The sequence below is a fragment of the Psychrobacter sp. CX18 genome, from assembly GCF_057396215.1.
Genome location: NZ_JBXYJH010000012.1, coordinates 65,932 through 91,646 on the forward strand (window position 1 = coordinate 65,932; position 25,715 = coordinate 91,646).

Consider the following 25,715-nt stretch of genomic DNA (forward strand, 5'->3'; position numbering starts at 1 on the left):
GTCACTTTTGTTAATGACACTTTACTGTCTGATGGCACTGTACAATATCTAAGTTTCGTAGTGCTTTGTGAGCATTTGTGAGTAACGTAAAAGATCCTTTATCTCCCTCATTGATATCTTAACCTAATAACTTGTCATCTCTTCGCCTTATCATCTTATATCATTACATAGTCTGACACGTATTCGGCTTTACTATTGGCGTCATCTGCTTTATGTTATTAACAAATTATTAGGGGCTGTATAACCTACTTTAATATCAGCTTATTCTTTAAATTGATTGATTGATTTGACTTATTAAATCGACAGACTAAATACACATTAGGAGATACCAGATGACGCAGGAAATTAAAGACGTTAAAGCGTATATGCAACAAGTTGGCAAACAGGCTAGAGAGGCGTCTAGATTTTTGGCGGCCGCTAATACAGGGGTCAAAAACAATGCTTTATTGACCATCCATGACAAGCTTGAACAGTCAAAAGCAGATATTCTAGCTGCCAATAAAATTGATATGGATAACGGTCATAAAAATAATTTAGATGCCGCTCTGCTTGACCGTTTAGAATTAAATGATGCGCGTTTCGATGGGATGTTACAAGGTCTTAAAGATGTTGCGACCTTGCCAGATCCCATTGGTGAAGTGACGGATATGACCTTTCGTCCCTCAGGTATCCAACTAGGTAAAATGCGGGTGCCTTTAGGTGTGGTGGGTATGATTTACGAATCACGCCCCAACGTTACTTTGGAAGCCGCTTCATTGGCGCTAAAGTCAGGCAATGCGATAATCTTACGGGGTGGCTCAGAAGCTTTTGAGTCAAATCAAGCCATTGCAAAATGTATATTAGAGGGATTAAAAGAAGCAGGCCTTCCTGAATACGGTGTACAAGTGCTACAAACCACTGACCGTGCTGCGGTGGGTGAGCTGATTACGATGACTGACTTTGTCGATGTCATCGTCCCACGTGGCGGTAAAGGTCTTATTAAGCGTATTAGTGAAGACGCAAAAGTGCCGGTCATTAAGCATCTTGATGGTAATTGCCATACCTTTATTGACAGTGATGCTGATCCCGAAATTGCCATTAAAGTGAGCGTGAATGCTAAAACCCACCGCTATGGAACTTGCAATACCATGGAAACCTTATTGGTTGATCAATCGGTGGCCAATGAGCTACTTCCTAAGATTGCCGAAGCGATTGTTGAGGCGGATGATGCCATGCAGCTTCGTTTAGACACTGCCGCTAAAGCCATATTACATGACAACGCTAAGCTTGCAGGCCACTTGAGTGATGCCAATGATGAGGACTGGGATACTGAGTATTTGGCACCTATATTAGCGGTGAAAGTGATTGACGGCTTAGATGAAGCTATCGCTCATATTAATACGCACGGCAGTCATCATACCGATGTCATTATTACCAACAATTACAACAAGTCTCAGCGCTTTATCCGCGAAGTAGACTCAGCCAGTGTCATGATCAACGCCTCTAGTCGCTTTGCAGATGGTTTTGAATATGGATTAGGTGCAGAAATTGGTATTTCAACCGACAAGATTCATGCCCGTGGCCCTGTAGGACTCAATGGTCTTACTTCTCAAAAGTGGATTGTATATGGTCATGGCGAAGTTCGAGGTTAAAGCATTCCCATATTAACAAGAACACTGCTCTGATTTTAAATGTTAGTTTTAACCGTTTATTGATCTTCTTATTGATCTTCTTATTGATCTTCTTATTGATCTTCTTATTGATATTCGCTTATAACGTCAGCCGTCGCTGGCGTTTTTTTATGTTCTAAAGTATATTGATTTCGTTTTTCCGCCTCTTTAAATAATCTAAATTTTTGAATCTCTTTACACAATCTAACTTAAAGTGATTCAGTATAAAACGCTAAAATACTATCTAATTTAATAAGGACTGAACCTTTACTTTAACGATAAGGACTTACCCACTAATGATGGTTTTCTTAGTAATATTGGTCGTGTCAGGCGCCTTAATTGTCGGGGCGCTATGGGGTGCTAAAGGGAAATTCCCTGATTGGGTTCAAGGTAATCTATTAGCGTTGGCCGGCGGCGCTTTGATGCTATCGGTCGCACTTGAGATGCTGCAGCCTGCCGTTGGAGAGTCAGGACTTTGGTTAGTCGCCGTTTTTACGATGCTTGGAGCGGTGGTGTTTACCAGTGTTGATTACTGGATTGATACCCGATTAAAAGACCAAGGAGGCATGGGATTGCTAGCGGCTGTCACGTTGGACGGGGTTCCAGAAAACTTAGCACTTGGGGTATCCTTAATTTCGGGTAATGTTATGCAAGTTGCGGCGTTAGCAGGTTCTATTTTGCTGTCTAACTTACCAGAGGCAGCTGGCGGCGCTAAACAGATGAAGGATCAAGGCAGTAGTACTAAGAGAATTATGCTCACTTGGATTGGTGCCGCTGTTTTGTTATCTATAGCCGCACTGGCAGGAAACTTACTACTACGCGATGTGCCAAAATCGACATTAAGCTTAATAGACTGTTTTGCCGCAGGTGCTGTGATTGCGTCATTGGCAACAGAGCTATTCCCTGAGGCGTTTAAGAAAAGTAACCACTGGTCAGGTATCAGTGCTGCCATTGGCTTAGTATTAGCGCTAGGATTAAATCAGTTAGGCGGTTAGAAGACTTCAGGCATATACTTCTTATAACTTTAAGTTTTCAAAATTATTCCATATATTAATAAATAGTACTATTATCTGGAGCGCAACACGTCTATTATAGTGAACAGATAGACACTGAACGACTCAAAGCGATTTTAACAAGGGAGGCAGATTTTATAATCAAGTCATTGCGAAAGACGTATAAATAACGTCAAATTCTAAAATGTATTAAACAAGGATGGTTAAACATTTTAGTTTAAACAACTAAAGCGTGGTAGATAGATCTAAATAAACATAGCTAGAGCATTAGTATCATCATTATCTACAAGCAAATCTTTATCTACAAGTAAACTATAAAGGCATCCGCCTTTTATTTTAAACCTACTACCAAATCTAGACATTAACTTATCACTGAAAGTGATTGCAAACGCTACTAATAGTAGCTTTAGTGAGCTTGAGCTTGACGAAGATAGGTCATTTTTTAGAGAAGGAATAACTATGCTACAAGGAGTGTGACATGTTATACAGTTTTCCAAATACAGCGGACAGCCCTGTCAAATTTCGGGATAAATACGACAACTTTATCGGTGGTGAATGGACGCCCCCTGTTAAAGGTGAGTATTTTGATAACCCTAGTCCAATAAATGGCAAGGTTATCAGTAAAGTCGCCCGCTCTACGTCAGAAGATATTGAAAAAGCACTTGATGCTGCTCATGCTGCTAAAGACGCTTGGGGTAAAACCAGTGTTGCGGAGCGCGCGCTACTACTCAATAAAATGGCAGACGCCATAGAAGCCAATTTAGAAAATATTGCCATTGCTGAATGTTATGAAAATGGTAAGCCGGTGCGCGAAACACTCGCTGCTGATATCCCTTTAGCGGTCGATCATCTCCGCTATTTTGCCAGTGCTATCCGTGCTCAAGAAGGTAGCTTGAGCCAGCTTGATGATGACACAGTGGCCTATCATTTCCATGAGCCTCTAGGTGTTGTCGGGCAGATTATTCCTTGGAACTTCCCTATTTTAATGGCATTTTGGAAAATTGCGCCTGCATTAGCGGCAGGAAACTGCATCATTCTTAAACCTGCTGAACAAACCCCAACTTCCATTTTATACTTACTAGAAGTGACGGGTATTATGGACATGCTGCCCAAAGGCGTGCTGAATATTGTTAACGGGTTTGGGGCTGAGGCGGGTAAACCATTGGCCACCAATCCGCGGATTCATAAAGTGGCATTCACTGGCGAAACCACCACAGGCCGCTTAATCATGCAATATGCTAGTGAAAATATCATTCCTGTCACTCTTGAGCTTGGGGGTAAGAGTCCTAACATTTTCTTCGCGGATGTGATGGATGAAGATGATGACTTTTTGGATAAGGCGATAGAAGGTTTGGTGATGTTCGCGTTAAACCAAGGCGAGGTATGTACGTGCCCTTCTCGCGCTATCATTCATGAAAGTATTTACGATAAATTTATCGAGCGTTGTATTGACCGGGTTAAAGCCATTAAGCTAGGCAATCCGCTAGATACCGACACCATGGTCGGCGCTCAAGCCAGCTCAGATCAGTTAGAAAAGATATTATCTTATCTTGATATTGGCAAAAAAGAAGGCGCAGAAGTCTTAGTTGGCGGCGAAAAAATCAAGCGTGATGACGAGTTAGGGGGCGGTTATTATGTGCAGCCTACCATGTTTAAAGGCACTAATGACATGCGTATCTTTCAAGAAGAGATTTTTGGTCCTGTATTATCGGTGACGACCTTTAAAGATGATGAGGAAGCCATGAGTATTGCAAATGACACCTTATATGGCTTGGGTGCGGGTGTCTGGACTCGAAATATCCATAAAGCGTATCGCTTCGGACGCGGCATTAAAGCGGGTCGAATCTGGACCAACTGCTATCACCTCTACCCTGCCCATGCAGCGTTTGGGGGCTATAAGCAGTCTGGCATTGGTCGTGAAAACCATTTAATGATGCTCAGTCATTATCAACAAACGAAGAACCTATTGGTGTCCTACAGTCCCAAAGCGATGGGCTTCTTCTAAGATCTTGAAAGGATTCATGATATGGAAGTCACAGCCACGCCGGCAACTGAAGCGCTTATTACCCTTTTGAAATCGAAACATGGCGATCTGATGTTTCATTTGTCGGGTGGGTGCTGTGATGGTAGCTCTCCAATGTGCTACCCCTTAGATGAGTTTAAAGTGGGCGGACAGGATGTACTCATTGGTAGCCTTGCTGGCTGTCCGTTTTATATCGGTAAAGCTCAGTATTCTCTCTGGCAACACACGGATTTAACTATCGATGTGGTTGACGGACGGGGTTCTAGTTTTTCACTTGAGATACCAGAAGGTAAACGCTTTATCGTTCGCTCTGAGCTGTGTCAAACTTAAATAAATGTTATTAACGCCTTTAAATAGAGAGCTTAAACATCAACATAAACGTCAGCCAATGCTGGCGTTTTTTGTTACTTGGGTCTTTGATATTAGGGTCATTGTTGCTTAGGTTTTAGTTGCTTAGGTTTTAGTTGCTTGGATTTTAGCTGCTGAGGTCATTAACACTGAGGCATTTGCTAAGGAAGTCTGTTATAGCGACCCCTATTTTCTTTGATAGTGGTAACTGTTTTCATGTAAAATAATGCCTGCTAAATCATATAGATGACTAAAGTACTGAAGTGCTTCATCACCCTCTATTAAAAACGTACTATGAAAGTGTTTTTAAATGTCTTGTGACAGCGCTTTGTTAAACGGACAGTTTGGCGCTTTTGTTCAGAATTTTTGGCAATCCCTTTGACGGGATACCTGACGCAACCTCTAACCTAATAACCTAAAATCGAAATAAACAATAAGAATCAAACGATAAAGTGACGCTATTAACCTTAATTTGACAGGAGTTAGCCTCCTATCAAATTAAGGTTATTTATTGTCATAAAAGCGTCGGTTGTTACCAATGAGTCTGAATGACGTTTACAGATGCTTAATGATGCTTAAAATTAAAGGAGCAACTAATGGAAGTGACTTTAAATGGCTACTATACGTTAATCTTAGCCACCTTAGTGTTACTACTAGGCCGAGTGTTAGTTAAAAGGATTAAGTTCTTAGAAGATTTTAATATCCCAGAACCGGTAGCAGGGGGATTAGTAGCGGCGATCATCGTTTTTATGTTAAATATGATCTGGGGCTATAGCTTCAACTTTCAGCAAGAGCTTCAAACTGCTTGTATGCTAATGTTCTTTGCCTCTATTGGATTAAGTGCTGACTTTGGGCGCTTAAAAGCAGGAGGGACACCGTTACTTATATTTACTGGCGTGGTATCAAGCTTTATCATCGTTCAAGATATTGTCGGAGTGTCAATGGCGAGCTTATTAGGGCTAGACCCTTTACTGGGACTGGTTACAGGCTCTATCGCCTTGACAGGTGGTCATGGCACTGCTGGTGCTTGGGGAATCACGTTAGAGAATCAATATGGGGTGGTTGGGGCAACCACGTTAGGCATTGCGGTCGCAACCTATGGTCTTGTTGCAGGCGGCGTGATCGGTGGTCCTGTTGCCCGCCGATTAATCAATCGTTTAGGTGTAAAACCTACGCCTGTCAATCCCAATCCTAGCGAAACTGAAAAACTTGCCGGCAAGCAGTCACTGTATAGTACTAAACACAGTGAAAAAGAGGCTTATAGAAATAAAGAGATTTTTGAGAAGCCGGACAACATACGCCTCATCACGGCATCCTCTACCATCGAATCATTAGCACTGTTTGCAGGCGCTTTGGCTTTTGCTGAGATTATGACCGCTGTCGGAGAAGGCACTTGGTTTGACCTGCCTACCTTTGTTTGGGCACTGGCAGGGGGCGTTATCATCCGTAACGTACTGACGATCGTATTTGATTTTCATATGTTTGATCGGGCCATCGATGTGATTGGTAACGCATCGTTAAGTTTATTTTTAGCCATGGCTTTGTTATCTCTAAAACTATGGCAACTAACCGATTTGGCTGGTCCTGTTCTTATTATCCTACTGGTTCAAACATTAGCGATGATCGCATTTGTATACTTAATTACCTTTAAAATCATGGGTAAAGACTACGATGCGGCTGTTTTATCAGCAGGTCATTGCGGTTTTGGTATGGGAGCCACGCCAACAGCGATTGCTAATATGCAAGCCGTCACAGATCGCTATTTAGCGTCTCCAAAAGCGTTCTTAATTGTGCCAATGGTTGGTGCGTTCTTTGTCGATATTGTCAACGCCACCATACTTCAAATCTTTGTTAATTTACCGTTTATGTAAAGAGATTAGTGGCTCCTTAACAGGGTAAAAAGAGTGTATTCTAAGTTGCATAAGATGTCTCTATAGTCAACGAACTACTAAACGGTTACGGCGTTAACTGCGTTAAGCCTATACCCGTATTACTGGCTACTGGCTACTTGCACTCGGTTGCCTTGTAACCATTTTAGACTTCTGTGACTATATTTTTATTAACATAGTTATTTAAAACAAAAAAACCGCTTAGATAATTATCTAAGCGGTTTTAAGCAAACCATTATGATGTTAGCTCAGCAACTATTGATAGCTACTGGTGACAACTATTGATTGCTTTCATAAACAGGCAGTTCTTTGCAAATAGTCTGTACTTTTTTACGGGTATCAGCGATCACTTGCTCATCACCTCGGCTATCTAGTACATCACAAATCCAGCCTGCTAACTCGCTAGATTGCGCTTCATTAAAGCCACGAGTAGTAATAGCCGGTGTCCCGATACGGATACCCGAAGTGACAAACGGTGATTTAGGGTCATTTGGTACCGCATTTTTATTGACCGTAATACCAGCATCGCCTAGCCATTTATCGGCTTCTTTACCCGTCATTTCTTGCTTAACAAGGCTGATCAGCATTAAGTGATTTTCAGTACCGCCAGAGATAATGTCATAACCGCGCTCTTGGATGACTTTGGCCATTGCCTTGGCGTTTTTCACCACTTGCTGTTGGTACGTTTTGAAGTCATTTTGTAAGGCTTCTTTAAAGCAAACTGCTTTTGCAGCAATGGCGTGCATCAATGGGCCACCTTGGTTGCCCGGGAAGACCGCTGAGTTTAGTTTTTTTGCCAATTTCTCATCACGAGACAAGATTAAACCTGAACGAGGGCCACGTAAGGTTTTGTGTGTGGTGGTGGTGACCACATCTGCAAACGGTACTGGGCTTGGGTAGACGCCTGCTGCCACTAGACCTGCTACATGTGCCATATCCACAAAGAAGTAAGCGCCAACTTTGTCCGCGATATCGCGGAAACGCTGCCAATCAACCACTTGTGAATATGCTGAGAAACCAGCGATGATCATTTTTGGTTTGTGCTCTTTAGCTAAGCGTTCAACTTCGTCGTAATCGATTAGGCCAGTTTCTTCAACCAGACCATACTGAACTGCATTGTAGTTAATGCCTGAGAAGTTTACATGTGCGCCGTGTGTTAAGTGACCACCAGCGTCAAGGCTCATACCTAATACAGTATCGCCCGCATCTAATAGCGCTAAGAATACCGCTGAGTTTGCTTGGCTACCAGCGTGTGGCTGTACGTTTGCATATTCAGCACCGAATAGCTCTTTGGCACGGTCAATCGCTAATTGCTCAACCACGTCAACATACTCACAGCCGCCATAGTAACGTTTGCCCGGATAGCCTTCTGCGTATTTGTTGGTCAAATCTGACCCTTGCGCTTCCATGACTGCTGGTGAGCAATAGTTTTCTGAGGCGATAAGCTCGATATGGCTCTCTTGACGCTCAGTTTCTGATACCATGGCTTGATATAAATCTGGGTCATAATCTTTAATACTGATATCTTTAAACATATTATTTTCCTATAAATAAGTCATCGCTGACATAAAAAAATACAAGCGCTGAATCAACCGACCGTCTATTCTTAATATTACAACCTTTAAGTCCAGTCTAAGTATGTATTCAGCATCACTTAAGGAGATATTATAAGGGGGTGGCATCGTCGCACATTAGGCAATAAGTGTAACATGAAATTAGGCTTAAAAAAGACAAAAACACCACTCGAAGATGACGTTTTCAAGGTATCGCTATTTGTTAAAAATATCAAACGAAGCTATCTACAACCCTCTCAGTTTTTTAGCTAAGAAATTCTGGTAAAAAGGTTTCACTGATTAAAATTGGTCTATGGTGCCATAGATAGAGCGTACTTCGTCGCCAACCTTGTGGTGTCAACTGTATCACTCTTTGACTCGGCAATGTCGACTGACGTTTGAACATCACATAGCCAATAGGTGTACCCTGCAAATATTTAAGACGTCTAGCCTCTCCTACTAAACTTGTCAGCGGAAATATACTTTGTGCTGCCACCCACGGCATAGCAGCATTACCATAAAGTAATACCTCACGCACCCATGCGAGCATAGGACGATTGAGTTGCTGACCTCGATAACCCAACTTTTTTTTTTGAGGTAACGTTAACGGGCGATAACCTTCAAAGGTGCGCTCGACTTTTAAAGGTTGACCGGCTTTATCTTCTAGTAAAGCGGTCAAAGACCCGTCGGAGGTAAGCCAATAATCGGCCTCTTTTGATATTGACATCGTGAACTGGTGATCCCTATTCTTTGTGCCCTACCCTTTAAAGGCGGGCATATTATCAATATTAAATGGCAGTGATTCGTGTGCTTGTTGACGATATAGACGCATATATTCGCGGTCTTGCTGACAAAAATTGGCGATAGCGGACTCAAAGCGGGCATCATAAATACGGTGCAAAGAGTGCGTCTTAGTCGGTACAAATCCGCGAATAAGCTTATGCTCGCCTTGGGTGCCGGGGTCAAAAAAGGCTAAGCCTTGAGCAATGGCAAACTCTATGCCCTGATAATAGCATAGCTCAAAGTGCAAACTGTCATACTCTTCAAGCGAGCCCCAATACCGTCCATATAAGGTTGCATTGGGCTGCGCCGGATCATCATAAAAGAACAAACTGCTGGCAATCACCTCTCCGCTTTCAGTGAGTCCTTGAGCTAACATCAGATGCTCAGGCATGGTATCGGCTATTTGTTCAAAAAACTCAGGGGTTAAATAAGGATGACGTCCGCGAATGGCATAGGTCATGGCATAGCACTGATAAAAAACTTCCCAATCATCGTCTGTTATTTCTTTTGCAACTTTAAGCTGGCAAGACAGATTCTGCTTGGCTATTTTTTTGCGCTCAGCCCGTATGTTTTTGCGTTTCTTGGCGGTTAGAGTATTGATAAAATCATCAAAGCTGGTAAAGGGTTTGCCGTTATTAGTTAGATTTTTATTTTCCCACAAAAATTGACAGCCCTGACGCTCAAGTAACTGGTGTTCAAATATAGCGCCATCAAGCTGCTGGCTACATTCAACTTGTTCAGGATCAATAAATAGCCCATGCCAACTTGAGGCGCCTGTTTGCTTAGCGACATCGTCTATAGCATTAATAGCAGCTAGCCAAATAGCGCTATCCATCGTTACCCCTTCTGCTAACCAAAACCGTTGGCCGCTCACTGGGGTATAAGGGACACTGGTCACTAGCCGAGGATAGTAATCTGCCCCATAACGGGCATAAGCCTCAGCCCAAGCATGGTCAAACACATACTCACCTTGATGATGCCCTTTAATAAATAATGGAAACACAGCACTAAGCGACTTACCCTCTTCTAGCGACTTACCCTCTGTGTCGTCAAGTGACGACGCTTCCTGACTTTTATAAATAAGTATATATAGGGGAACCCAGCCGGACTCTGCACCGATCGCCCCTGTATTGGTCAGCGCTTGCCAGTAAGCAAACGACATAAAAGGCGTATCAGGCGTCTGCCACTGTACTGCCTGTTGCCAATCTAAATCTTGGGTTATCGAATAGGAATAGGTCATTTTATTTTTCTTTGTTCTTAATTTAAGATTTAGGTTCTTATTGGCATTAATATTAAATCTATGACTATTAATTAATGTCACTTTTTATGGGGTTGTTTTTAGTGTTTTTGATAATAGCATTTTATGGCTTATTTTAATTTACAATGCCCGCCTCAACTCTTAATGGGGTTACGGTCAAATTTTGCAAATATCTCAATCTCATACGCATAAGATATAACGAATATCTTATTCTCAACTCTTAAGGCTGTGGCTTTAGCCGAGCATTTTTGATTAAAGGTCTTGATTTACTGGGTTAAAAGCATCAGTGAGTTTAGTAAGTTGAGAACGGGGTCAGAGATATAAGTTGCGTTAGTTGACGTCATGGTTGTGTATGACAGTAATATCATAAAACCTAACCAAAGTATCGTAAAACCTTCATTTATTGTTATCGTCATGTTCACTATAATGCCGTCTCATCAACGGATTGGCTAAAATAGTTTACAATTGTAGTGTGAGGGATGATATCAGCATAGAAGACTGGTAAAATAGGGCTAATATATTTCCTATACATAGCCTATAACCATTAATAGTATAATTAGTTCACTCTATTATATTTAGCTATTCTAAGAGTGATAGCCTATTTAAAGAATTTTTGAAAATGATTAGGGCGTGTGGAACATTCGACCATGGCACTGGCGGAGACTATTTTTTAGTCAATATGCAGTGAAATTTTTGACGCTTAGTCATTCTAAGTTAGAAAATTTCGCCATATATTGGCAAAAATGAGTCCCGCCCCTTCGGGCTGATGCTAAAATCGCTACAGACGTTGTTACAAAACTAGCCAAGGTCTAAACATTAGCGTCAGTTTGCGCCTAGTCTGGAACGATTTTAGCTATCAGCAGTGCTAATTTGCGAATGTTCCACACGCCCTAAGTAGATACACTAATTTTGTTGATTACCCCTTTTAAAACCTTTGTTAGACTTTTAATTTGATTGCATATTTTAATTCTTATCCTTTATTTGATCGACGTTTAATCCTTAACCACTAACGAGAGGAAGACATAACTACAATGCCAAAAATTATTTATACGAAAACCGATGAAGCCCCTGCGCTAGCAACCCTATCATTCCTACCTATTGTCCAAGCCTTTGCCAAAACGGCAGATATCGCGGTAGAGACCAGTGACATCTCAGTGGCCGCCCGAATTCTAGCAGAATTTCCTGACTACTTAACCGAAGAGCAGCGCGTTCCTAACAACCTTGCTGAGCTGGGTAAATTAACTCAAGATCCTGATACTAATATTATCAAACTGCCCAATATTAGCGCCTCTGTTCAGCAGCTTAAAGCCGCGATTAAAGAGTTACAAGGTAAAGGCTATGCCATCCCAGATTTTCCAGAAGACCCACAAACAGACGAAGAAAATGAGATTCGCAAGCGTTATGGTAAAGCACTAGGTAGTGCCGTTAACCCTGTTTTACGTGAAGGTAACTCAGACCGCCGTGCTCCAAAAGCGGTTAAAAACTATGCGCGCAAACATCCACATTCTATGGGTGAATGGAAGCAATGGTCAAGCACGCATGTTTCTCACATGCATGCAGGCGACTTCTATCATGGCGAACAGTCGATTACCTTAGATAAAGCGCGTAACGTGCGTATGGAGCTTTTGCTTGACGATGGTACGGCAAAAGTGCTCAAGCCAGAGATCGCTTTAGAAGATAAAGAAATCATCGATCTGATGTTTATGAGCAAAAAAGCCCTTCTCGATTTCTACGAGCGTGAAATGGAAGACTGCCGTGAAGCAGGTATTTTATTCTCATTACACGTTAAAGCCACTATGATGAAAGTGTCACACCCCATTGTGTTTGGTCACGCTGTTCGTATTTACTATAAAGATGCGTTTGAGAAGCATGGTAAAACGTTTGATGAGCTCGGTATTAATGTTAATAACGGTATGGCCGACTTATACGATAAGATTAAACAATTACCTGCCTCAAAACGTGAAGAAATCGAATATGACTTACATGCCTGCCAAGAGCATCGTCCTCGTTTGGCAATGGTAGACTCTTCAAAAGGTATTACCAACTTTCACTCACCAAGCGATGTGATTGTCGATGCCTCAATGCCTGCTATGATTCGTAATGGCGGTAAGATGTGGGGCGCAGATGGCAAACTTTATGATTGTAAAGCCGTGATGCCAGAGTCTACCTTTGCGCGCATTTATCAAGAAATGATCAATTTCTGCAAGTGGCATGGTAACTTTGACCCTACTACGATGGGTACGGTACCAAACGTTGGTTTGATGGCTAAAAAAGCGGAAGAATACGGCTCACATGATAAGACTTTTGAGTCAATTGATGGTGGCGTTGCGCGTATTGTTGATAACGATACCGATGAAGTATTGATGGAACAGCGCGTTGAAAAAGGCGATATCTGGCGTATGTGTCAGGTTAAAGATGAGCCGATTCAAGATTGGGTCAAGCTTGCCGTCAATCGAGCGCGCGAATCAGATACGCCAGCCGTGTTCTGGTTAGATCCATACAGACCCCATGAAAATGAGCTTACCAAAAAGGTAAGAACTTATTTAAAAGATCATGATACAGAAGGTCTTCGTATTGAGATTATGTCGCAAGTACGTGCGATGCGTTACACCTTAGAACGTGTATCACGTGGTCTTGATACCATCTCTGTTACGGGTAATATCTTACGGGACTATCTCACTGACTTATTCCCAATTCTTGAGCTAGGTACCAGTGCTAAGATGTTGTCCGTTGTCCCATTGATGAAAGGCGGCGGGTTGTTTGAGACTGGTGCTGGCGGTTCTGCACCTAAGCACGTTCAGCAGTTGCTTGAGGAAAACCATTTACGTTGGGACTCACTCGGTGAATTTATGGCATTAGCAGAGTCTTTAGCCCATCTATCAAGAAGCAAAGATAATAATAAAGCGAAAGTGTTGGCAAGTACGCTTGAAGAAGCGATTGAAAAACTCTTGATCAATAATAAGTCGCCTTCTCGTAAAACGGGAGAGATTGATAACCGGGGTAGCCACTTCTACCTAGCGCTTTATTGGTCACAAGAGCTTGCCAATCAAGACGACGATGCTGATTTAAAAGCACAGTTTGCGCCGCTGGCTGACAAACTTGCCAGTGAAGAATCAACCATCTTAAAAGAGCTTAATGAGGTTCAAGGTCATGCGGTAGATCTTCATGGCTATTATTTAGCAGACGACTCAATCGCTGAGAGCGTCATGCGTCCTAGTCAAACCTTTAACGAGGCCATTGCTTCGTTATAATGGTTATATAACTGCGCAAAGAATTTGTCAAAACGATAGCCATTATATTAAATACATACAACTGTATTTAATATGAACCAAATGGCTATCACCGCTTAGCAAACTTTGTAACGAACTACCTCAAGGGTCTTAGACTCTTGGGGTATTTTTATTGTCAGTACCTCTATACTCTTGGCTTATATTCTAGGTTAGGCTTATATTCTAAGTTTAAAAGACAGATTCGCTTAATTTTAGATACGATTTGTAAACTGACGTCCAGACCAACAATTTAGTATGCTTAAATAATATTAGACCGAGCTTATTATTAGATTAGGCTCAGTTAAGCCATACATACTAATACTATTTTCTTAATTTTCTATTTTTAATATCTCATCATAACAACAAAAAAAGGATACATAACAACCATGTCAAAGATTATCTATACCAAAACAGATGAAGCTCCTGCGCTAGCAACCCACTCTTTACTACCTATTGTGCAAGCCTTTACCAAGACAGCAGGTATAGATATTGGGGTTAGTGATATCTCATTAGCGCATCGCATTTTAGCCGTTTTCCCTGACTATCTTACTGAGGATCAGCGTGTTCCTGATGCCCTTGCAGAGCTTGGCGAGCTGGTTTTAAAACCCGAAGCCAATATTATCAAATTACCCAACATTAGTGCTTCAGTGTCACAGTTAAAAGCCGCTATCAAAGAGCTACAAGATAAAGGCTATGCCCTACCCGACTTCCCTGATAATCCGCAAACCGACGAAGAAAACGATATTCGAGCACGTTACGATAAAATCAAAGGCAGTGCAGTAAATCCTGTACTACGCGAAGGCAACTCTGATAGACGAGCACCCAAAGCAGTAAAGGCCTATGCGCGTGCCCACCCTCATTCTATGAAGCCGTGGAGCCCTGACTCCAAGACCCATGTGGCGACGATGGCGTCGTGTGATTTCGCAGATGATGAAAAAACCCTCAATATTGATAAACCAACGCAGTATCGTGTCGTTTTTACCGACGAAAATGGCGAGGTTACTGAGCTTAAATCTGCATCTCCCCTGCTTGAGGGAGAGCTTATTGATACCTCTATACTCTGCTTTGACGTATTAACTCGGTTTTTTGAAAATCAAGTACAGGATGCTAAACATCAAGGGGTTTTATTCTCACTACATCTAAAAGCCACCATGATGAAGGTGTCAGACCCTATTATATTTGGGGAAGCGGTTAGGGTTTACTTCAAGGATTTATTTGATAAATACGGTGATCTTTTTGATGAGATTGGGGTTAATGTCAATAATGGGTTTGCTCAGTTGCTCTCTAAGATTCAAGAACTACCCGAAGACAAACGTGCTGAGATTGAAGCGGACATTCAAAAGATCTACGACCAAAATCCGCCACTGGCAATGGTTAATTCCGATAAGGGTATCACCAACCTACATGTGCCAAGCGATGTGATTGTTGATGCTTCCATGCCAGCGATGATTCGTAATGGCGGTCAAATGTGGGGGCCGGATGGCAAACTTCATGATACCAAAGCGGTTATTCCTGATAGCAGTTATGCTGCGCTATATGACGAGACCATTAAATTCTGCAAAGAGAATGGCGCTTTTGATCCAACAACCATGGGCACAGTACCCAACGTTGGACTCATGGCGAAAAAAGCGGAAGAATACGGCTCTCACAATACAACTTTTCAAGCCAAAGGTGCAGGCAAGGTACAGGTGATCGATGAATCAGGTCATGTTTTGACCGAACATACGGTCAAAAAAGATGACATCTGGCGTATGAACCGTGTGAAAGACGCCCCCGTTGAAGACTGGGTGAAACTTGCGGTGACTCGTGCACGGGCCAGTGGCATGCCAGCCGTGTTTTGGTTAGATAAAGACCGTCCTCACCATGCCGCTTTGATTAAAAAAGTAGAACACTATCTTAAAGATCATGACACCGAGGGTCTCGATATCCACATCATGTCTATTCGAGAAGCTACCCGCTATACTCTTGAGCGCCTAAAAGCGGGGCAAGATACTATATCTGTGACTGGTAACGTGTTACGGGATTATCTGACCGATTTATTCCCAATTTTAGAGCTAGGTACCAGTGCGAAGATGCTATCTATCGTCCCACTTATGAACGGTGGCGGATTGTTCGAAACGGGCGCTGGCGGTTCTGCACCAAAGCATGTTCAGCAGGTGTTAGAAGAAAACCATCTGCGTTGGGATTCGCTTGGTGAGTTTTTGGCGTTGGCGGTGTCGCTTGAGCATGAAGCTGAGCATAATGACAATGCCAAAGCGCAAATACTCGCCGATACCTTAAACGATGCGACCGAAACCCTACTGCTCAATAACAAGTCGCCATCTCGTAAAGTGGGTGAGCTTGACAATCGTGGTAGTCATTTTTATCTAGCGCTGTACTGGGCTCAGGAACTTGCCAAGCAAGATAAAGACAGCGAGCTGCAAGGGACTTTTAAATCAGTTGCTCAGACGCTTGCTGATAATGAAGAGAAGATTGTCAAAGAGCTTAATGACGTACAAGGCAAGCCCGTTGACTTACAAGGGTATTATCTACCCGATGAGGATACCGTAACACAGGTCATGCGCCCGAGCAAAACATTCAACGAGGCATTAGACTCACTATAAGCTCATTTGGTTTGGCAAAGATGTGTGATGCTTTGCTGCTCCAACATCTTCGTAATCTGGCTATTTAATTTTATCTTAGAACCTGTATTCATAAGCTACAGTTATGGTATTTTTAGAATAAAATGAGACAATACGAGGCAAAATTGGGTTGAATAGTCATTCTATTCGAGCCGAATTTTAACAAAGTAGTGGCTTGTTTTAGGCAAAAAGAGCCAATTATAGCTTGTGAATACAGGTTCTTAATACCTCAGTAGTTTAGACTATTGAGGTATTTTATATTAGGCACTTTATTATGCTAAATTTAAATACAGGTAGACGTACCCTTATTTTGTTCATTATTGTTGCTGGCCTTTGGTATATTCTGGCTCGTTTTCTGCCGGATAGTCATTGGCGTGACATGCTAATTATTGGCTTTGGTTTCGTATTTTGTGGTGTGTTTTTATGGTCGCTATGTAGTACATTAAAACGCATTTATGGCGACAGTGGTCATTTATGGAAAGAGCTTGGTCTCTCTTTATTTAACGTATTTTTATTCTTATTAACCTTATCAAGTATTTATACTCAAATCGGTATTATTGATACCACACGTGATGGCAGTCCTATTACTTATGACTTTTGGCTGTGCTGCTATTATTCGATTATTACCTTTACGTCAACCGGTTATGGGGATTTTCAGCCCCAAGGTATTGGACGTGTGCTAGCAAGCTTACATGCTCTAGTGGGTTATATAGTACTTGGTCTTATGGCGTCAACCAGTCTGTCGGTTATTCAATGGCGAGCTGAGGGTAGCGGTGTTAACCGAGGCATTGAAGAAGTGTAATCTAAGCTATTTTCTCTAATATTTATTGATGTATTTGGAACCTCTCGTTTATGGCAACCTCAAGCGTTATCCTCTTTAACAAACCCTACGGCGTGCAAAGCCAATTTAGTGATGATGCTAATAATAAATTTGCCCCGTTATCACAGTTCTTTACTGATAAAACGTTGCGGGTGGCAGGTCGATTAGACGCCACCAGTGAAGGACTGCTTATCTTGACCTCAGACGGTCAAGTCAATAAAGCCATTACCCATCCCCCCAAAGCTAACCAAGGTCGCAAACAAGGCAAAACGTATCTGGTGCAAGTCGAGGGCATACCAACCGAGGAGCAACTTAAGCAGTTACGAGACGGTGTGGTTTTAAAAGATGGTAAAACGCTACCTGCTAAAGTCAAACACCTAAGCGAAGACGAGCTACCCATGCGACTTTGGCAACGTGACCCGCCGATACGCGAACGTAAAAGTGTGCCCGACTCTTGGTTGATGATGACCATTTATGAGGGTAAAAACCGACAGGTTAGACGGATGACCGCGCATGTTGGCCTACCTTGCTTGCGACTTATCCGCTGGTCAGTGGCTGGATTTGAATTGGGTAATTTAGGGGTTGGCGAGTTTGTGCGGGTGCATTTGAGTAAAGAGCGGTTGAAGGAATTAGGAATTAGATAAACTGATAGACAGTTAGTTAGTAGTCATAAATGAGAGAGTAGGTATAAACGAAATAAATAAATCCTGATCTTAATACTGCTCATACATACTGAGGATAAATAATATGCAAACGATTAGCGCTTTGATATTCGATGACTTCGAAACCTTAGACCTCTTCGGCCCTGTTGAGATGTTTGGCAGACTCAATGACCGTTATACTGTTCAGTTTTGTTCCCAAAACGGCGGGTTAATTCATAATGCCCACGGTGTATCCGTGCCGACTCACTCTGTTACCAATTTACCGAACCCTACCGATATTTTATTGGTCGTCGGTGGACTTGGCACTCGACAGCTAGTTAATCATACTCAATTCTTAGAAAACTTACGTCAACTTGCTGATACCGCTGAGTGGGTATTGTCCGTTTGTACGGGCAGTGCTTTGTTAGCGAAAGCAGGCTTACTCGATGATAAGCAAGCGACATCTAATAAGATAGCATGGGAATGGGCAACATCACAATCTGATAGCGTCAACTGGATTAAACACGCCCGCTGGGTGGTCGATGGCAAATACTACACTTCTGCTGGCGTGAGTGCTGGCATGGATATGGCATTGGGCTTTATTGCAGATAGGCATGGTATTGAGGTTGCTCAGCAAGTGGCTAAAGAAACAGAATATCGCTGGGCATCTGATAAGCCGATTAAAGTTTAATAAACCTACCATTTCTGCCATCTCTGTCCACTAACCATCGGTACATGGTTTGCTTAATTACTTTATTACTCGGTTGTAGCACATCATTCTCAAATACCTCTTCATCGGCGGATTCTTCCATATGCATAATGATATGCCCCGCTTTACCGCCTTTATCGTTCGGAAAAATATAGTCCTCTCCATGATAATAAATATCTGCATCTGCAACACTGGTTAATGTGGGCAGTTCGATAAGTCTGTTTCCATCCCATAACATATGCTTAGAGCTGGTAGGAATGCCACACGCCTCACCAGATACACTAGCGGTTAAAAGCCCTGATACACCCTTAAGTCCTGTATTTCTCCCCCATTTAAAGTCAACGCTGGTCAAACTTTCGTAATAGGCGCTAAATACCACGCTTTGCTTTAGTTTATTGTCCTTAATTACTTTGACACCCATATCGACATCGGTATTATTATTAGCGTCTGATGCTTGATTAACACCTAATAAAAAATCATAACCCTCTAAGTGTCGATAACCGATACTTAAGTTAGCACCCCATATATAGCCGGTATGGGTTTTATTATCCTTCTTATATTGGACCTTATACCAATGTGCTGAGCGTAGTCCTAACTCTAATACCGATGCTGGTTGGATAATAACAACCTCTTGTCCTACTGCTAACTGATCTATTACTTCGGATGATAAATTAGGCTGACGGCGCACGTTACTGTGGTTAGTAAAAACCTTCTGGGTGCTACCCTTTTCAACTTCAAATATATATTGAGCGTAAGGTTCATCTTCCTCTATATAGTTCGCAAACGACTCATCTTCAAAGATATCTATAATTTCATAGTCATCGCTGGATTCAAGCGCATAGGCTGTAGGCGATAAAAATGCCATAAATAAGAGCGTAAGAAGAGGCAAGGATGGCATCTTAGGTTTCATAAATTTCTCAATGGATGATATAGATAAGTCATAAACCCGTTAAATTAGAGGGGGTAAGCATAACAGGTGCTCTTACACTCATAATACTAATACAATACTATTCAAAGTGAAACGCTTTAACACCTTTTCCATCAACTCTCCATTGATTGAATTATCGATAAGCATTAACCCCAAATTGGCAAATGCAGCGCGAATGAAAAACCTAATGCCCAACTTAATCGAATATTGAGATGCTTAAATGCCACATAAACAACTCGGTTTATTCATCTAGTTTCCTTCAAAATAATTTAAAATATATATCTTTTTGATACTTTTTTAATAAATAATGATGAATAAATGATAACGACTCTTAAATATATTAAACGTATTGTGCTTATCTTATTGACCGCTGGCTTAGGCTTTCTCTTGTTTAATAGCACCCAAATATATCAATTTTCGAAAGTCTATTCCGATGCGAAATCTGACGTTGCTATTGTGTTAGGTGCAGGCACTGCTAAAGGTTTGCCCTCTCCCGTATTTAGAGAAAGAATTAATCATGCTAAGTATTTATATGACCAAGATAAGGTAGAAAGAATCATTTTGACAGGGGGATTTGGCATAGGGTCTAGCGTATCAGATAGCGAAATCGCCAAACGTTATTTGATTAACCAAGGTGTGCCAGAAGTAGCTATTTTAATTGAGGAAGAGTCGAAATATACCATTGAGAATCTTATTGAAGCTAAGCAAATAATGGATAGTCTGGACTATAAAACCTGTTTAATCGTGTCAGACCCCTTGCATATGAAACGAGCCCTAGCATTGGCGGTACACCATGATATGACCTGCCAGCCTTCACCAACGCAGACATCTATGTATCGTTCGCTAATACCAAAGTTGAAATCTTTAGTTTATGAGACGTTCTATTATTCTATGGGAATATTGGTGGGTAAGAATTAAAGGATTCATTCGACTCTTTTTAGACGTTGTAGTCTTAGATGCTCAATAATCCTTACCTCAACAGATACTTTACCATACCACTTTACAAAGCTACTTCAAAAAACTACTTTACAAAGCTAGGCGTCAACCATTGCTCATACCCTGAGTCGTTTAAACTCAAACTCACTTTTTCTAAACTAGGATTGGCGGTAATGCCCGATTGAGTTTTATTGGCAACAGTAAAGAGCATTAGCTCATCACGACGGAACGCATGACACTCAATAGCGTCAAGATTTGACTCTGCAACGCTTTGTAGTTGTTTTTTGGTCGCTTTAACGCCGTCAATCGCAACTATGATGTCTTTCGCTGATAACCCTGCCTCACTGGCCACGCTATCACGCAATACTTTGTTGACGTTTAACCCCTCTGAGGTTTCGCTAACCGCAATGCCCCACGCTAAGGTATTGTCTTTATCGTCAACGCTAAGACTAACGCCATTGGCCTCAAGTAGCTGCTTGATTGGTAACTCTTCTACGCCGTCAACATAACGGGCTTTGAAGTCTAGCCATACTTGTGTGTCGATAAATTGACTGATAACCGCTTCAAGATTGTCATTATCCATGCCAATGCGTTTGCTGTTTTCAGCTTTAGCTTTGGCATAAAAGGCTTTGACCACATCGAAAATACGGTATTTGCCATCGCTATACTCCATCAACGTGAGGTCTAAACATAAGGCCACTAGCGCCCCTTTATTGTAGTAGCTAATGCCTGCGTTACCGGTGTTTTCATCGGCCCGATATAACTTAATCCAAGCGTCAAAACTCGATTCTGCAACGCTTTGCAAGGTACGGCCATGAGTTTGGGTGTAGCGGTTAATCTGTGCCCCCAACAATTTAAGATAGCTGTCTTTACTGACCACGCCTGAGGCTTGTAGCATAAAGTCGTCAATGTATGACGTAAAGCCTTCAAATACCCAAAGTAGTGGCGTATATGCCTCACGGCGTAAGTCTACGTCAAGCATAACATCGGGACGAACGGTTTTCACCCACCATGAATGAAAATATTCATGACTACATAAGCCTAAAAAGCGCTGATACGCTTCGCTGGGTTCGTCCGACTCTTGCGCTGTAGGTAAGTCACTACGTGGGGTGACGAGGCTGGTTGAGTTAATATGCTCAAGCCCTCCATAGTCGTTGCCACTGGCATAGGTCATAAAGGAATAGTGGCCTGATCCATCAAGGCTATAAGGGGCATCACCTAACCAGTTTAGATAGGTTTGGCAGATGTGGGTAATATCTTTCTGTAACCTACCGATATTGGCGGTATGCTTGCCAGAGAGGTAAAAGCGATGCGGTAGTGATTGATGATGTACATCATGGATGATAAAGTCAAACTCGTCTTGTGGGGCAATTTCAAACGGATAATCGATTAATTCGTGGTAATTATCGGCCTCAAGATGGTAATAATGTTGGGCGTCGTTATGGATATGAGTATGTTTTAGACCACAGGCAATTTTGATGGGTTTTTGTGTTTTATCAGAGGTGTTGTTGCCGTCATAAAACGCTTGTGGCACGCTTAAAGTGACCTCAACCGCTGCGTTTTCTTGACCCTCTACGGCCAGTACTAGCGAGGTAAAATTACCATATAAGCGTGTCTGATCGACATAAGCGGTACGCACCGATAAATCATAACAATACACTTCATAGGTGACCTCGACGGCCTCTCCAAATTTCAGATCGGTTAACTGCCATTCGTTTTTGCTTAGCTTGTTCGCGCGTAACCTATTGCTACGTAAAGTCTTGCCACTTTGACCTTTATCGTCCTCATAAGTTTGATAATGAACCGCAGTGATGTTGCGTGCAAACTCGCGCATTAAGTAACTACCCGGTATCCAAGCAGGTAACCATAAGGTTGGTGCATCTTGATGAGCGACAAACGTTAAGGTGACATCGACCAAGTGCTGATTAAATCGGCTAAAGTCTAAGGTGGATTTGATGGTTTGTGATGCGGTGTTTTGAGTGGCTGTCGTTGTCATAATATTACCAATGTCCATTTTAATTATTCGTTTTTACATTTATTTTTAACATTTAAAAGAGTTAACTTTTAGTCTCGGTTTATGTTATACCAGTTCAGTTATCTTAAAATGCGATTATTTTAAAGTGGGTATTATCAGTAAGATAAGGGGCTTACGAATAAACTTCAAGCAACACGTTATTTTGCTGAGGTCGTGCTTTAAACGTTTAGAACTTAAACGCCTAAAAATATATGTCCTAATATATAAACCCTATAATAATAACCCTTTAATTGACCATAAAATATTTTTGCTCAATTTTTGACCTAAATCACCAAATTAAATTTTATATTTTTAAAATTTGTAAAAAAACTTCGCAATTTCTCAATTTATTTGAGAGTATAGGCTTGAAACTTTTGTCTATCATCGCAATCTAATAGACAAGGCAATTAGTAGAGGTGTGGCATAAATGATAACTATGCTTTATAAACATCCTTCTTTATTGTGTACTTTTAAATTTACTGACCCCTTATATTTTAGGAATATTTATGACAACTATCGCAAAAGATACTGCCGTACGCTTTAACTACATTCTAAAAGACGAGAATGGTAACGTTATTGACCAGTCTCAAGGTGAGCCTTTAGCCTACCTTCATGGCCACAACAACATTATCCCAGGTCTTGAAAAAGAGTTAGAAGGCAAGTCTGCAGGCGATTCACTAACTGCCGTTATTGAACCTGCTGATGCGTATGGCGAATACCAAGAACAAGCGGTTCAAAAAGTACCCCGTGCTAACTTCCAAGGTGTTGAGGATATCCAGCCTGGTATGCAGTTTCAGTCAGAGGCGGAAGGTCAAGTGATGCTAGTGACCGTAACTGATGTTAATGATGACACAGTGACGGTTGATGCTAACCATCCATTAGCGGGTAAGAAATTAAGCTTCGATGTTGAAATCGTTGAAGTACGCGCGGCGACTGAAGACGAATTGAACCATGGCCATGTCCATGGCGCAGGCGGCGTTCAGCACTAATCGCTGAGCTTACGTTTTAGCTTAAGTCTACTCGTTAAGACACATAAAAGAGTCGTTCTTTATTGAACGACTCTTTTTTATTTATTTACTATTGATACCCGTTCTCAACTTATTAAAATTGCCTGTTAGACGGTGCTTTTAGCCCAGCAAGTCAAGACCTTTAATCAAAGTGCTGGGCTAAAGCCATAGCCTACCTTAACTGTTAACAATGAGTTATTTATAGCGATTCTACATCGTCTTCTCGGTAGATTCTCTTCTCAGGAAAGAAAATATTAAAGGTAGACCCTTTACCCTCAATGGACTCAATAGTCAGCTTCGCGTCATGTTGATAAGCCACGTGTTTTACAATTGCCAAGCCTAGTCCAGTACCCCCCGTCGCACGGCTACGTCCACTATCCACTCGATAAAAACGCTCAGTTAATCGGTCAATATGCTCACTGGCTATACCCAGTCCATTATCAGTCACAGAAAATAAACACCCGCCCTTCACTTCTTGCCAAGTTATGCCAATCTCTCCACCATGAGGGGTATATTTAATGGCATTGGTCACCAGATTTAACAAAGCACTATTTAAATACACTTCAGAGCCATAGACGTTTTTTTGTGAATCGATATGCAGATCTATAAAGTGACCATATTGTTTATTATATATTTGTGCATCATCAAAAATGCTGGTTAATAGCTTTGGCATATCAACACGACCAAACTGAATGGACTCTTCATTCTCTAATCGTGACAGCAACAGCAAGTCATTAATGATACGATTCATACGCTCAGTCTGCTGAGTCATCAAATTAAAACCGCGTTGCCATTTTGGGTCTAAATCAGGTTGATCAGAGAAGGTCTCAATATATCCCATCAGTACGGTTAGCGGCGTACGTAGCTCATGTGAGACATTACCAACGAAGTCTTTACGCATCTGCTCTAAGTGCTGTAAACGCGTGACATCATAGATGATCAGTAGCTTTTCATTACCAAAGTGAGTCACTTCACATTGTAAAAACCGCTCATAATCTCGCCATGATCGAAGACGTAGACCTTCATTTGGAGACGTCGCTGTGGTGTAATACTGTTCAAATTCGGGTACATCGATGAGATCTAAGATACTTCTGCCTTGATCTTCAGATCGTAATGCCAACAGGTTTTCAGCCGCTTGGTTCCACCACTCCAAGCTGTCATTACCATCAAGTAAAATAACGGCATCTTGCAGCGCCAGCAATGAGCTACGAATCTTTTTTATGAGCCCCATCATTTTCTGATTGGTCAGTTGCTCCTGCTTTTTACTTTCATATAGCTGGCTTGCCATAAACGTCATACTTCCTGAAAAGTCAGGAGGGGGTAGCGTCAAGGACTGATTCATCCAATTATAAAACTGCTGTATCGCATACAATCGCCAAATATAATAAACCAACAGCCCGATAATAATCCCCCAAGCGACCGAGTCAATATACCACCCAAGACCAGCGCCAGCGATAATCATAACGATCAACCATTTAAAGTCTGACCAAAATATGACCGATCCATGCTTTTCAGTTTCAGCACGTTGCGCTTGAGTTTGAGGGGTTAACTGGCTGGGAAGTAGGCTTGGGGCTTGACCAATATGGTTTGGCAAGGTGAACTTGTTGGTAAACTTCGACGTGGTACTTGTTGTTTTTTTAGGATTTTGAGTGCTACCCTTAGCAGAGTCATTAACGCTGTCTTGCACGGTTTTATTAGGTACAGTATTGGACAGCTTATTAGGCGAGTTATTGGTCGTCTTATTGGTAGACTTATTGGGCGATTTAGTCGTTAAGCCGTCTGCCATATCCTCTGTATCGTCATTAGATAATAAGACAGAAGCAAAGGGTTTTTCGTGCATATCCCTATTATCTTTGTTTCGAACTTTCAAATTAGAGGCTTGCTTGATCTTAGTGTCTTGCTCAACGCTCGTTTTTGCATTTGGTTTATGTTCTGGCGATTGACTCATGACTTTCTCAATGTTGGGCGAGCGATATCCTATCTAGTATAGAGGGATCAGGTTATGCTGAGGAGGTGTGGCACTAGGTAAAATTGTGCCATTAAGCAAAATTGGACACTAAAAATTATGATTCATAAAATATAGTTGGTCAATTCACATTATAGCAAATCTAAAAATCGACCTCTCAAAGAAGGATAGGTCAAACGTTACAAATAGTCGATTCAGTGAGCCTGAACGAATCTAACAAGGTTAGGATAGATTATTTTTAGAAAGGCTAATATAACCTGAAAGTGATGGCTCAAATAGCACGTAGCA

Annotated in this window: 18 protein-coding genes; 12 read left to right on the forward strand and 6 right to left on the reverse strand. The window is 41.7% G+C overall.

Features of this window, described 5'->3' with window-relative positions:
- The first annotated feature begins 332 nt into the window (after positions 1–332).
- The 5 genes from AC2SLT_RS10300 (at position 333) to gltS (ending at position 6,904) form a co-directional block, all read left to right on the forward strand.
- Positions 333–1,631 carry a glutamate-5-semialdehyde dehydrogenase gene (locus AC2SLT_RS10300; RefSeq protein WP_486547565.1) on the forward strand — a complete coding sequence of 433 codons (1,299 nt, stop codon included), beginning with the start codon at positions 333–335 and terminating at the stop codon, positions 1,629–1,631.
- A gap of 314 nt (positions 1,632–1,945) precedes the next feature.
- Entirely contained in the window at positions 1,946–2,644 is a 699-nt protein-coding gene (locus AC2SLT_RS10305) for a ZIP family metal transporter (protein WP_486547566.1), read from the forward strand.
- Positions 2,645–3,140: 496 nt separating this feature from the next.
- Positions 3,141–4,667 (forward strand): acetaldehyde dehydrogenase ExaC, encoded by a 1,527-nt coding sequence (gene exaC / locus AC2SLT_RS10310; protein WP_486547567.1) that lies wholly within the window; start codon positions 3,141–3,143, stop codon positions 4,665–4,667.
- A 21-nt stretch (positions 4,668–4,688) separates the two neighbouring features.
- Complete coding sequence (locus AC2SLT_RS10315; protein ID WP_486547568.1) at positions 4,689–5,015, forward strand: DUF779 domain-containing protein; 327 nt, start codon at positions 4,689–4,691, stop codon at positions 5,013–5,015.
- Between the two features lie 614 nt (positions 5,016–5,629).
- Positions 5,630–6,904, forward strand: a complete 1,275-nt coding sequence (gene gltS, locus AC2SLT_RS10320; protein ID WP_486547569.1) for a sodium/glutamate symporter — start codon at positions 5,630–5,632, stop codon at positions 6,902–6,904.
- Positions 6,905–7,200: 296 nt separating this feature from the next.
- Here the strand turns inward: gltS and glyA are convergent, their stop codons facing one another.
- The 3 genes from glyA to AC2SLT_RS10335 form a co-directional block, all read right to left on the reverse strand.
- Positions 7,201–8,457, reverse strand: coding sequence for a serine hydroxymethyltransferase (glyA, locus tag AC2SLT_RS10325; protein WP_486547570.1), 1,257 nt, complete (start codon positions 8,455–8,457; stop codon positions 7,201–7,203).
- 283 nt (positions 8,458–8,740) lie between these two features.
- A complete protein-coding gene (locus AC2SLT_RS10330) occupies positions 8,741–9,202 on the reverse strand; it encodes a chorismate--pyruvate lyase family protein (RefSeq protein ID WP_486547571.1) in 462 nt (153 codons plus the stop codon).
- A gap of 30 nt (positions 9,203–9,232) precedes the next feature.
- On the reverse strand, positions 9,233–10,498 hold the full coding sequence (locus tag AC2SLT_RS10335) for a GNAT family N-acetyltransferase (protein ID WP_486547572.1): 1,266 nt from the start codon (positions 10,496–10,498) through the stop codon (positions 9,233–9,235).
- A gap of 1,049 nt (positions 10,499–11,547) precedes the next feature.
- Here AC2SLT_RS10335 and AC2SLT_RS10340 point away from each other — a divergent pair.
- The 5 genes from AC2SLT_RS10340 to AC2SLT_RS10360 all read left to right on the forward strand — a co-directional run bounded on the left by AC2SLT_RS10340 (position 11,548) and on the right by AC2SLT_RS10360 (position 18,558).
- Positions 11,548–13,767 (forward strand): NADP-dependent isocitrate dehydrogenase, encoded by a 2,220-nt coding sequence (locus AC2SLT_RS10340; protein WP_486547573.1) that lies wholly within the window; start codon positions 11,548–11,550, stop codon positions 13,765–13,767.
- A gap of 404 nt (positions 13,768–14,171) precedes the next feature.
- On the forward strand, positions 14,172–16,388 hold the full coding sequence (locus AC2SLT_RS10345) for an NADP-dependent isocitrate dehydrogenase (RefSeq protein WP_486547574.1): 2,217 nt from the start codon (positions 14,172–14,174) through the stop codon (positions 16,386–16,388).
- Positions 16,389–16,680: 292 nt separating this feature from the next.
- The gene (locus tag AC2SLT_RS10350) at positions 16,681–17,208 is read left to right on the forward strand and encodes an ion channel (protein WP_486547575.1); all 528 of its coding nucleotides are present in this window, start codon (positions 16,681–16,683) and stop codon (positions 17,206–17,208) included.
- A 50-nt stretch (positions 17,209–17,258) separates the two neighbouring features.
- Complete coding sequence (locus tag AC2SLT_RS10355; RefSeq protein WP_486547576.1) at positions 17,259–17,870, forward strand: pseudouridine synthase; 612 nt, start codon at positions 17,259–17,261, stop codon at positions 17,868–17,870.
- Between the two features lie 103 nt (positions 17,871–17,973).
- Positions 17,974–18,558, forward strand: a complete 585-nt coding sequence (locus AC2SLT_RS10360; RefSeq protein WP_486547577.1) for a DJ-1/PfpI family protein — start codon at positions 17,974–17,976, stop codon at positions 18,556–18,558.
- On the opposite strand, the gene AC2SLT_RS10365 is transcribed toward AC2SLT_RS10360, so the two are convergent.
- Complete coding sequence (locus AC2SLT_RS10365) at positions 18,548–19,486, reverse strand: SH3 domain-containing protein (RefSeq protein WP_486547578.1); 939 nt, start codon at positions 19,484–19,486, stop codon at positions 18,548–18,550. The two genes, AC2SLT_RS10360 and AC2SLT_RS10365, sit on opposite strands and share 11 nt — an antisense overlap.
- 336 nt (positions 19,487–19,822) lie before the next feature.
- Here AC2SLT_RS10365 and AC2SLT_RS10370 point away from each other — a divergent pair, with 336 nt between their 5' ends.
- The gene (locus tag AC2SLT_RS10370; protein ID WP_486547579.1) at positions 19,823–20,422 is read left to right on the forward strand and encodes a YdcF family protein; all 600 of its coding nucleotides are present in this window, start codon (positions 19,823–19,825) and stop codon (positions 20,420–20,422) included.
- Between the two features lie 103 nt (positions 20,423–20,525).
- On the opposite strand, the gene AC2SLT_RS10375 is transcribed toward AC2SLT_RS10370, so the two are convergent.
- The gene (locus AC2SLT_RS10375; protein WP_486547580.1) at positions 20,526–22,436 is read right to left on the reverse strand and encodes a M61 family metallopeptidase; all 1,911 of its coding nucleotides are present in this window, start codon (positions 22,434–22,436) and stop codon (positions 20,526–20,528) included.
- 524 nt (positions 22,437–22,960) lie between these two features.
- Between AC2SLT_RS10375 and AC2SLT_RS10380 the strand changes: the two genes are divergently transcribed.
- Positions 22,961–23,443: an FKBP-type peptidyl-prolyl cis-trans isomerase gene (locus AC2SLT_RS10380; RefSeq protein ID WP_486547581.1), complete on the forward strand. Its 483-nt coding sequence runs from the start codon at positions 22,961–22,963 to the stop codon at positions 23,441–23,443.
- Between the two features lie 217 nt (positions 23,444–23,660).
- On the opposite strand, the gene phoR is transcribed toward AC2SLT_RS10380, so the two are convergent.
- Complete coding sequence (gene phoR, locus AC2SLT_RS10385) at positions 23,661–25,409, reverse strand: phosphate regulon sensor histidine kinase PhoR (protein WP_486547582.1); 1,749 nt, start codon at positions 25,407–25,409, stop codon at positions 23,661–23,663.
- Positions 25,410–25,715: the final 306 nt, after the last annotated feature.

Coding starts and splice junctions, on each gene's coding strand:
- AC2SLT_RS10380 (WP_486547581.1), top strand. CDS start 22,961: ATGACAACTATCGCAAAAGATACTGCCGTACGCTTTAACTACATTCTA.
- AC2SLT_RS10375 (WP_486547580.1), bottom strand. CDS start 22,436: ATGACAACGACAGCCACTCAAAACACCGCATCACAAACCATCAAATCC.
- AC2SLT_RS10305 (WP_486547566.1), top strand. CDS start 1,946: ATGATGGTTTTCTTAGTAATATTGGTCGTGTCAGGCGCCTTAATTGTC.
- AC2SLT_RS10360 (WP_486547577.1), top strand. CDS start 17,974: ATGCAAACGATTAGCGCTTTGATATTCGATGACTTCGAAACCTTAGAC.
- AC2SLT_RS10355 (WP_486547576.1), top strand. CDS start 17,259: ATGGCAACCTCAAGCGTTATCCTCTTTAACAAACCCTACGGCGTGCAA.
- phoR (WP_486547582.1), bottom strand. CDS start 25,409: ATGAGTCAATCGCCAGAACATAAACCAAATGCAAAAACGAGCGTTGAG.
- glyA (WP_486547570.1), bottom strand. CDS start 8,457: ATGTTTAAAGATATCAGTATTAAAGATTATGACCCAGATTTATATCAA.
- AC2SLT_RS10335 (WP_486547572.1), bottom strand. CDS start 10,498: ATGACCTATTCCTATTCGATAACCCAAGATTTAGATTGGCAACAGGCA.
- AC2SLT_RS10300 (WP_486547565.1), top strand. CDS start 333: ATGACGCAGGAAATTAAAGACGTTAAAGCGTATATGCAACAAGTTGGC.
- AC2SLT_RS10370 (WP_486547579.1), top strand. CDS start 19,823: ATGATAACGACTCTTAAATATATTAAACGTATTGTGCTTATCTTATTG.
- AC2SLT_RS10345 (WP_486547574.1), top strand. CDS start 14,172: ATGTCAAAGATTATCTATACCAAAACAGATGAAGCTCCTGCGCTAGCA.
- exaC (WP_486547567.1), top strand. CDS start 3,141: ATGTTATACAGTTTTCCAAATACAGCGGACAGCCCTGTCAAATTTCGG.
- AC2SLT_RS10350 (WP_486547575.1), top strand. CDS start 16,681: ATGCTAAATTTAAATACAGGTAGACGTACCCTTATTTTGTTCATTATT.
- gltS (WP_486547569.1), top strand. CDS start 5,630: ATGGAAGTGACTTTAAATGGCTACTATACGTTAATCTTAGCCACCTTA.
- AC2SLT_RS10365 (WP_486547578.1), bottom strand. CDS start 19,486: ATGAAACCTAAGATGCCATCCTTGCCTCTTCTTACGCTCTTATTTATG.
- AC2SLT_RS10330 (WP_486547571.1), bottom strand. CDS start 9,202: ATGTCAATATCAAAAGAGGCCGATTATTGGCTTACCTCCGACGGGTCT.
- AC2SLT_RS10315 (WP_486547568.1), top strand. CDS start 4,689: ATGGAAGTCACAGCCACGCCGGCAACTGAAGCGCTTATTACCCTTTTG.
- AC2SLT_RS10340 (WP_486547573.1), top strand. CDS start 11,548: ATGCCAAAAATTATTTATACGAAAACCGATGAAGCCCCTGCGCTAGCA.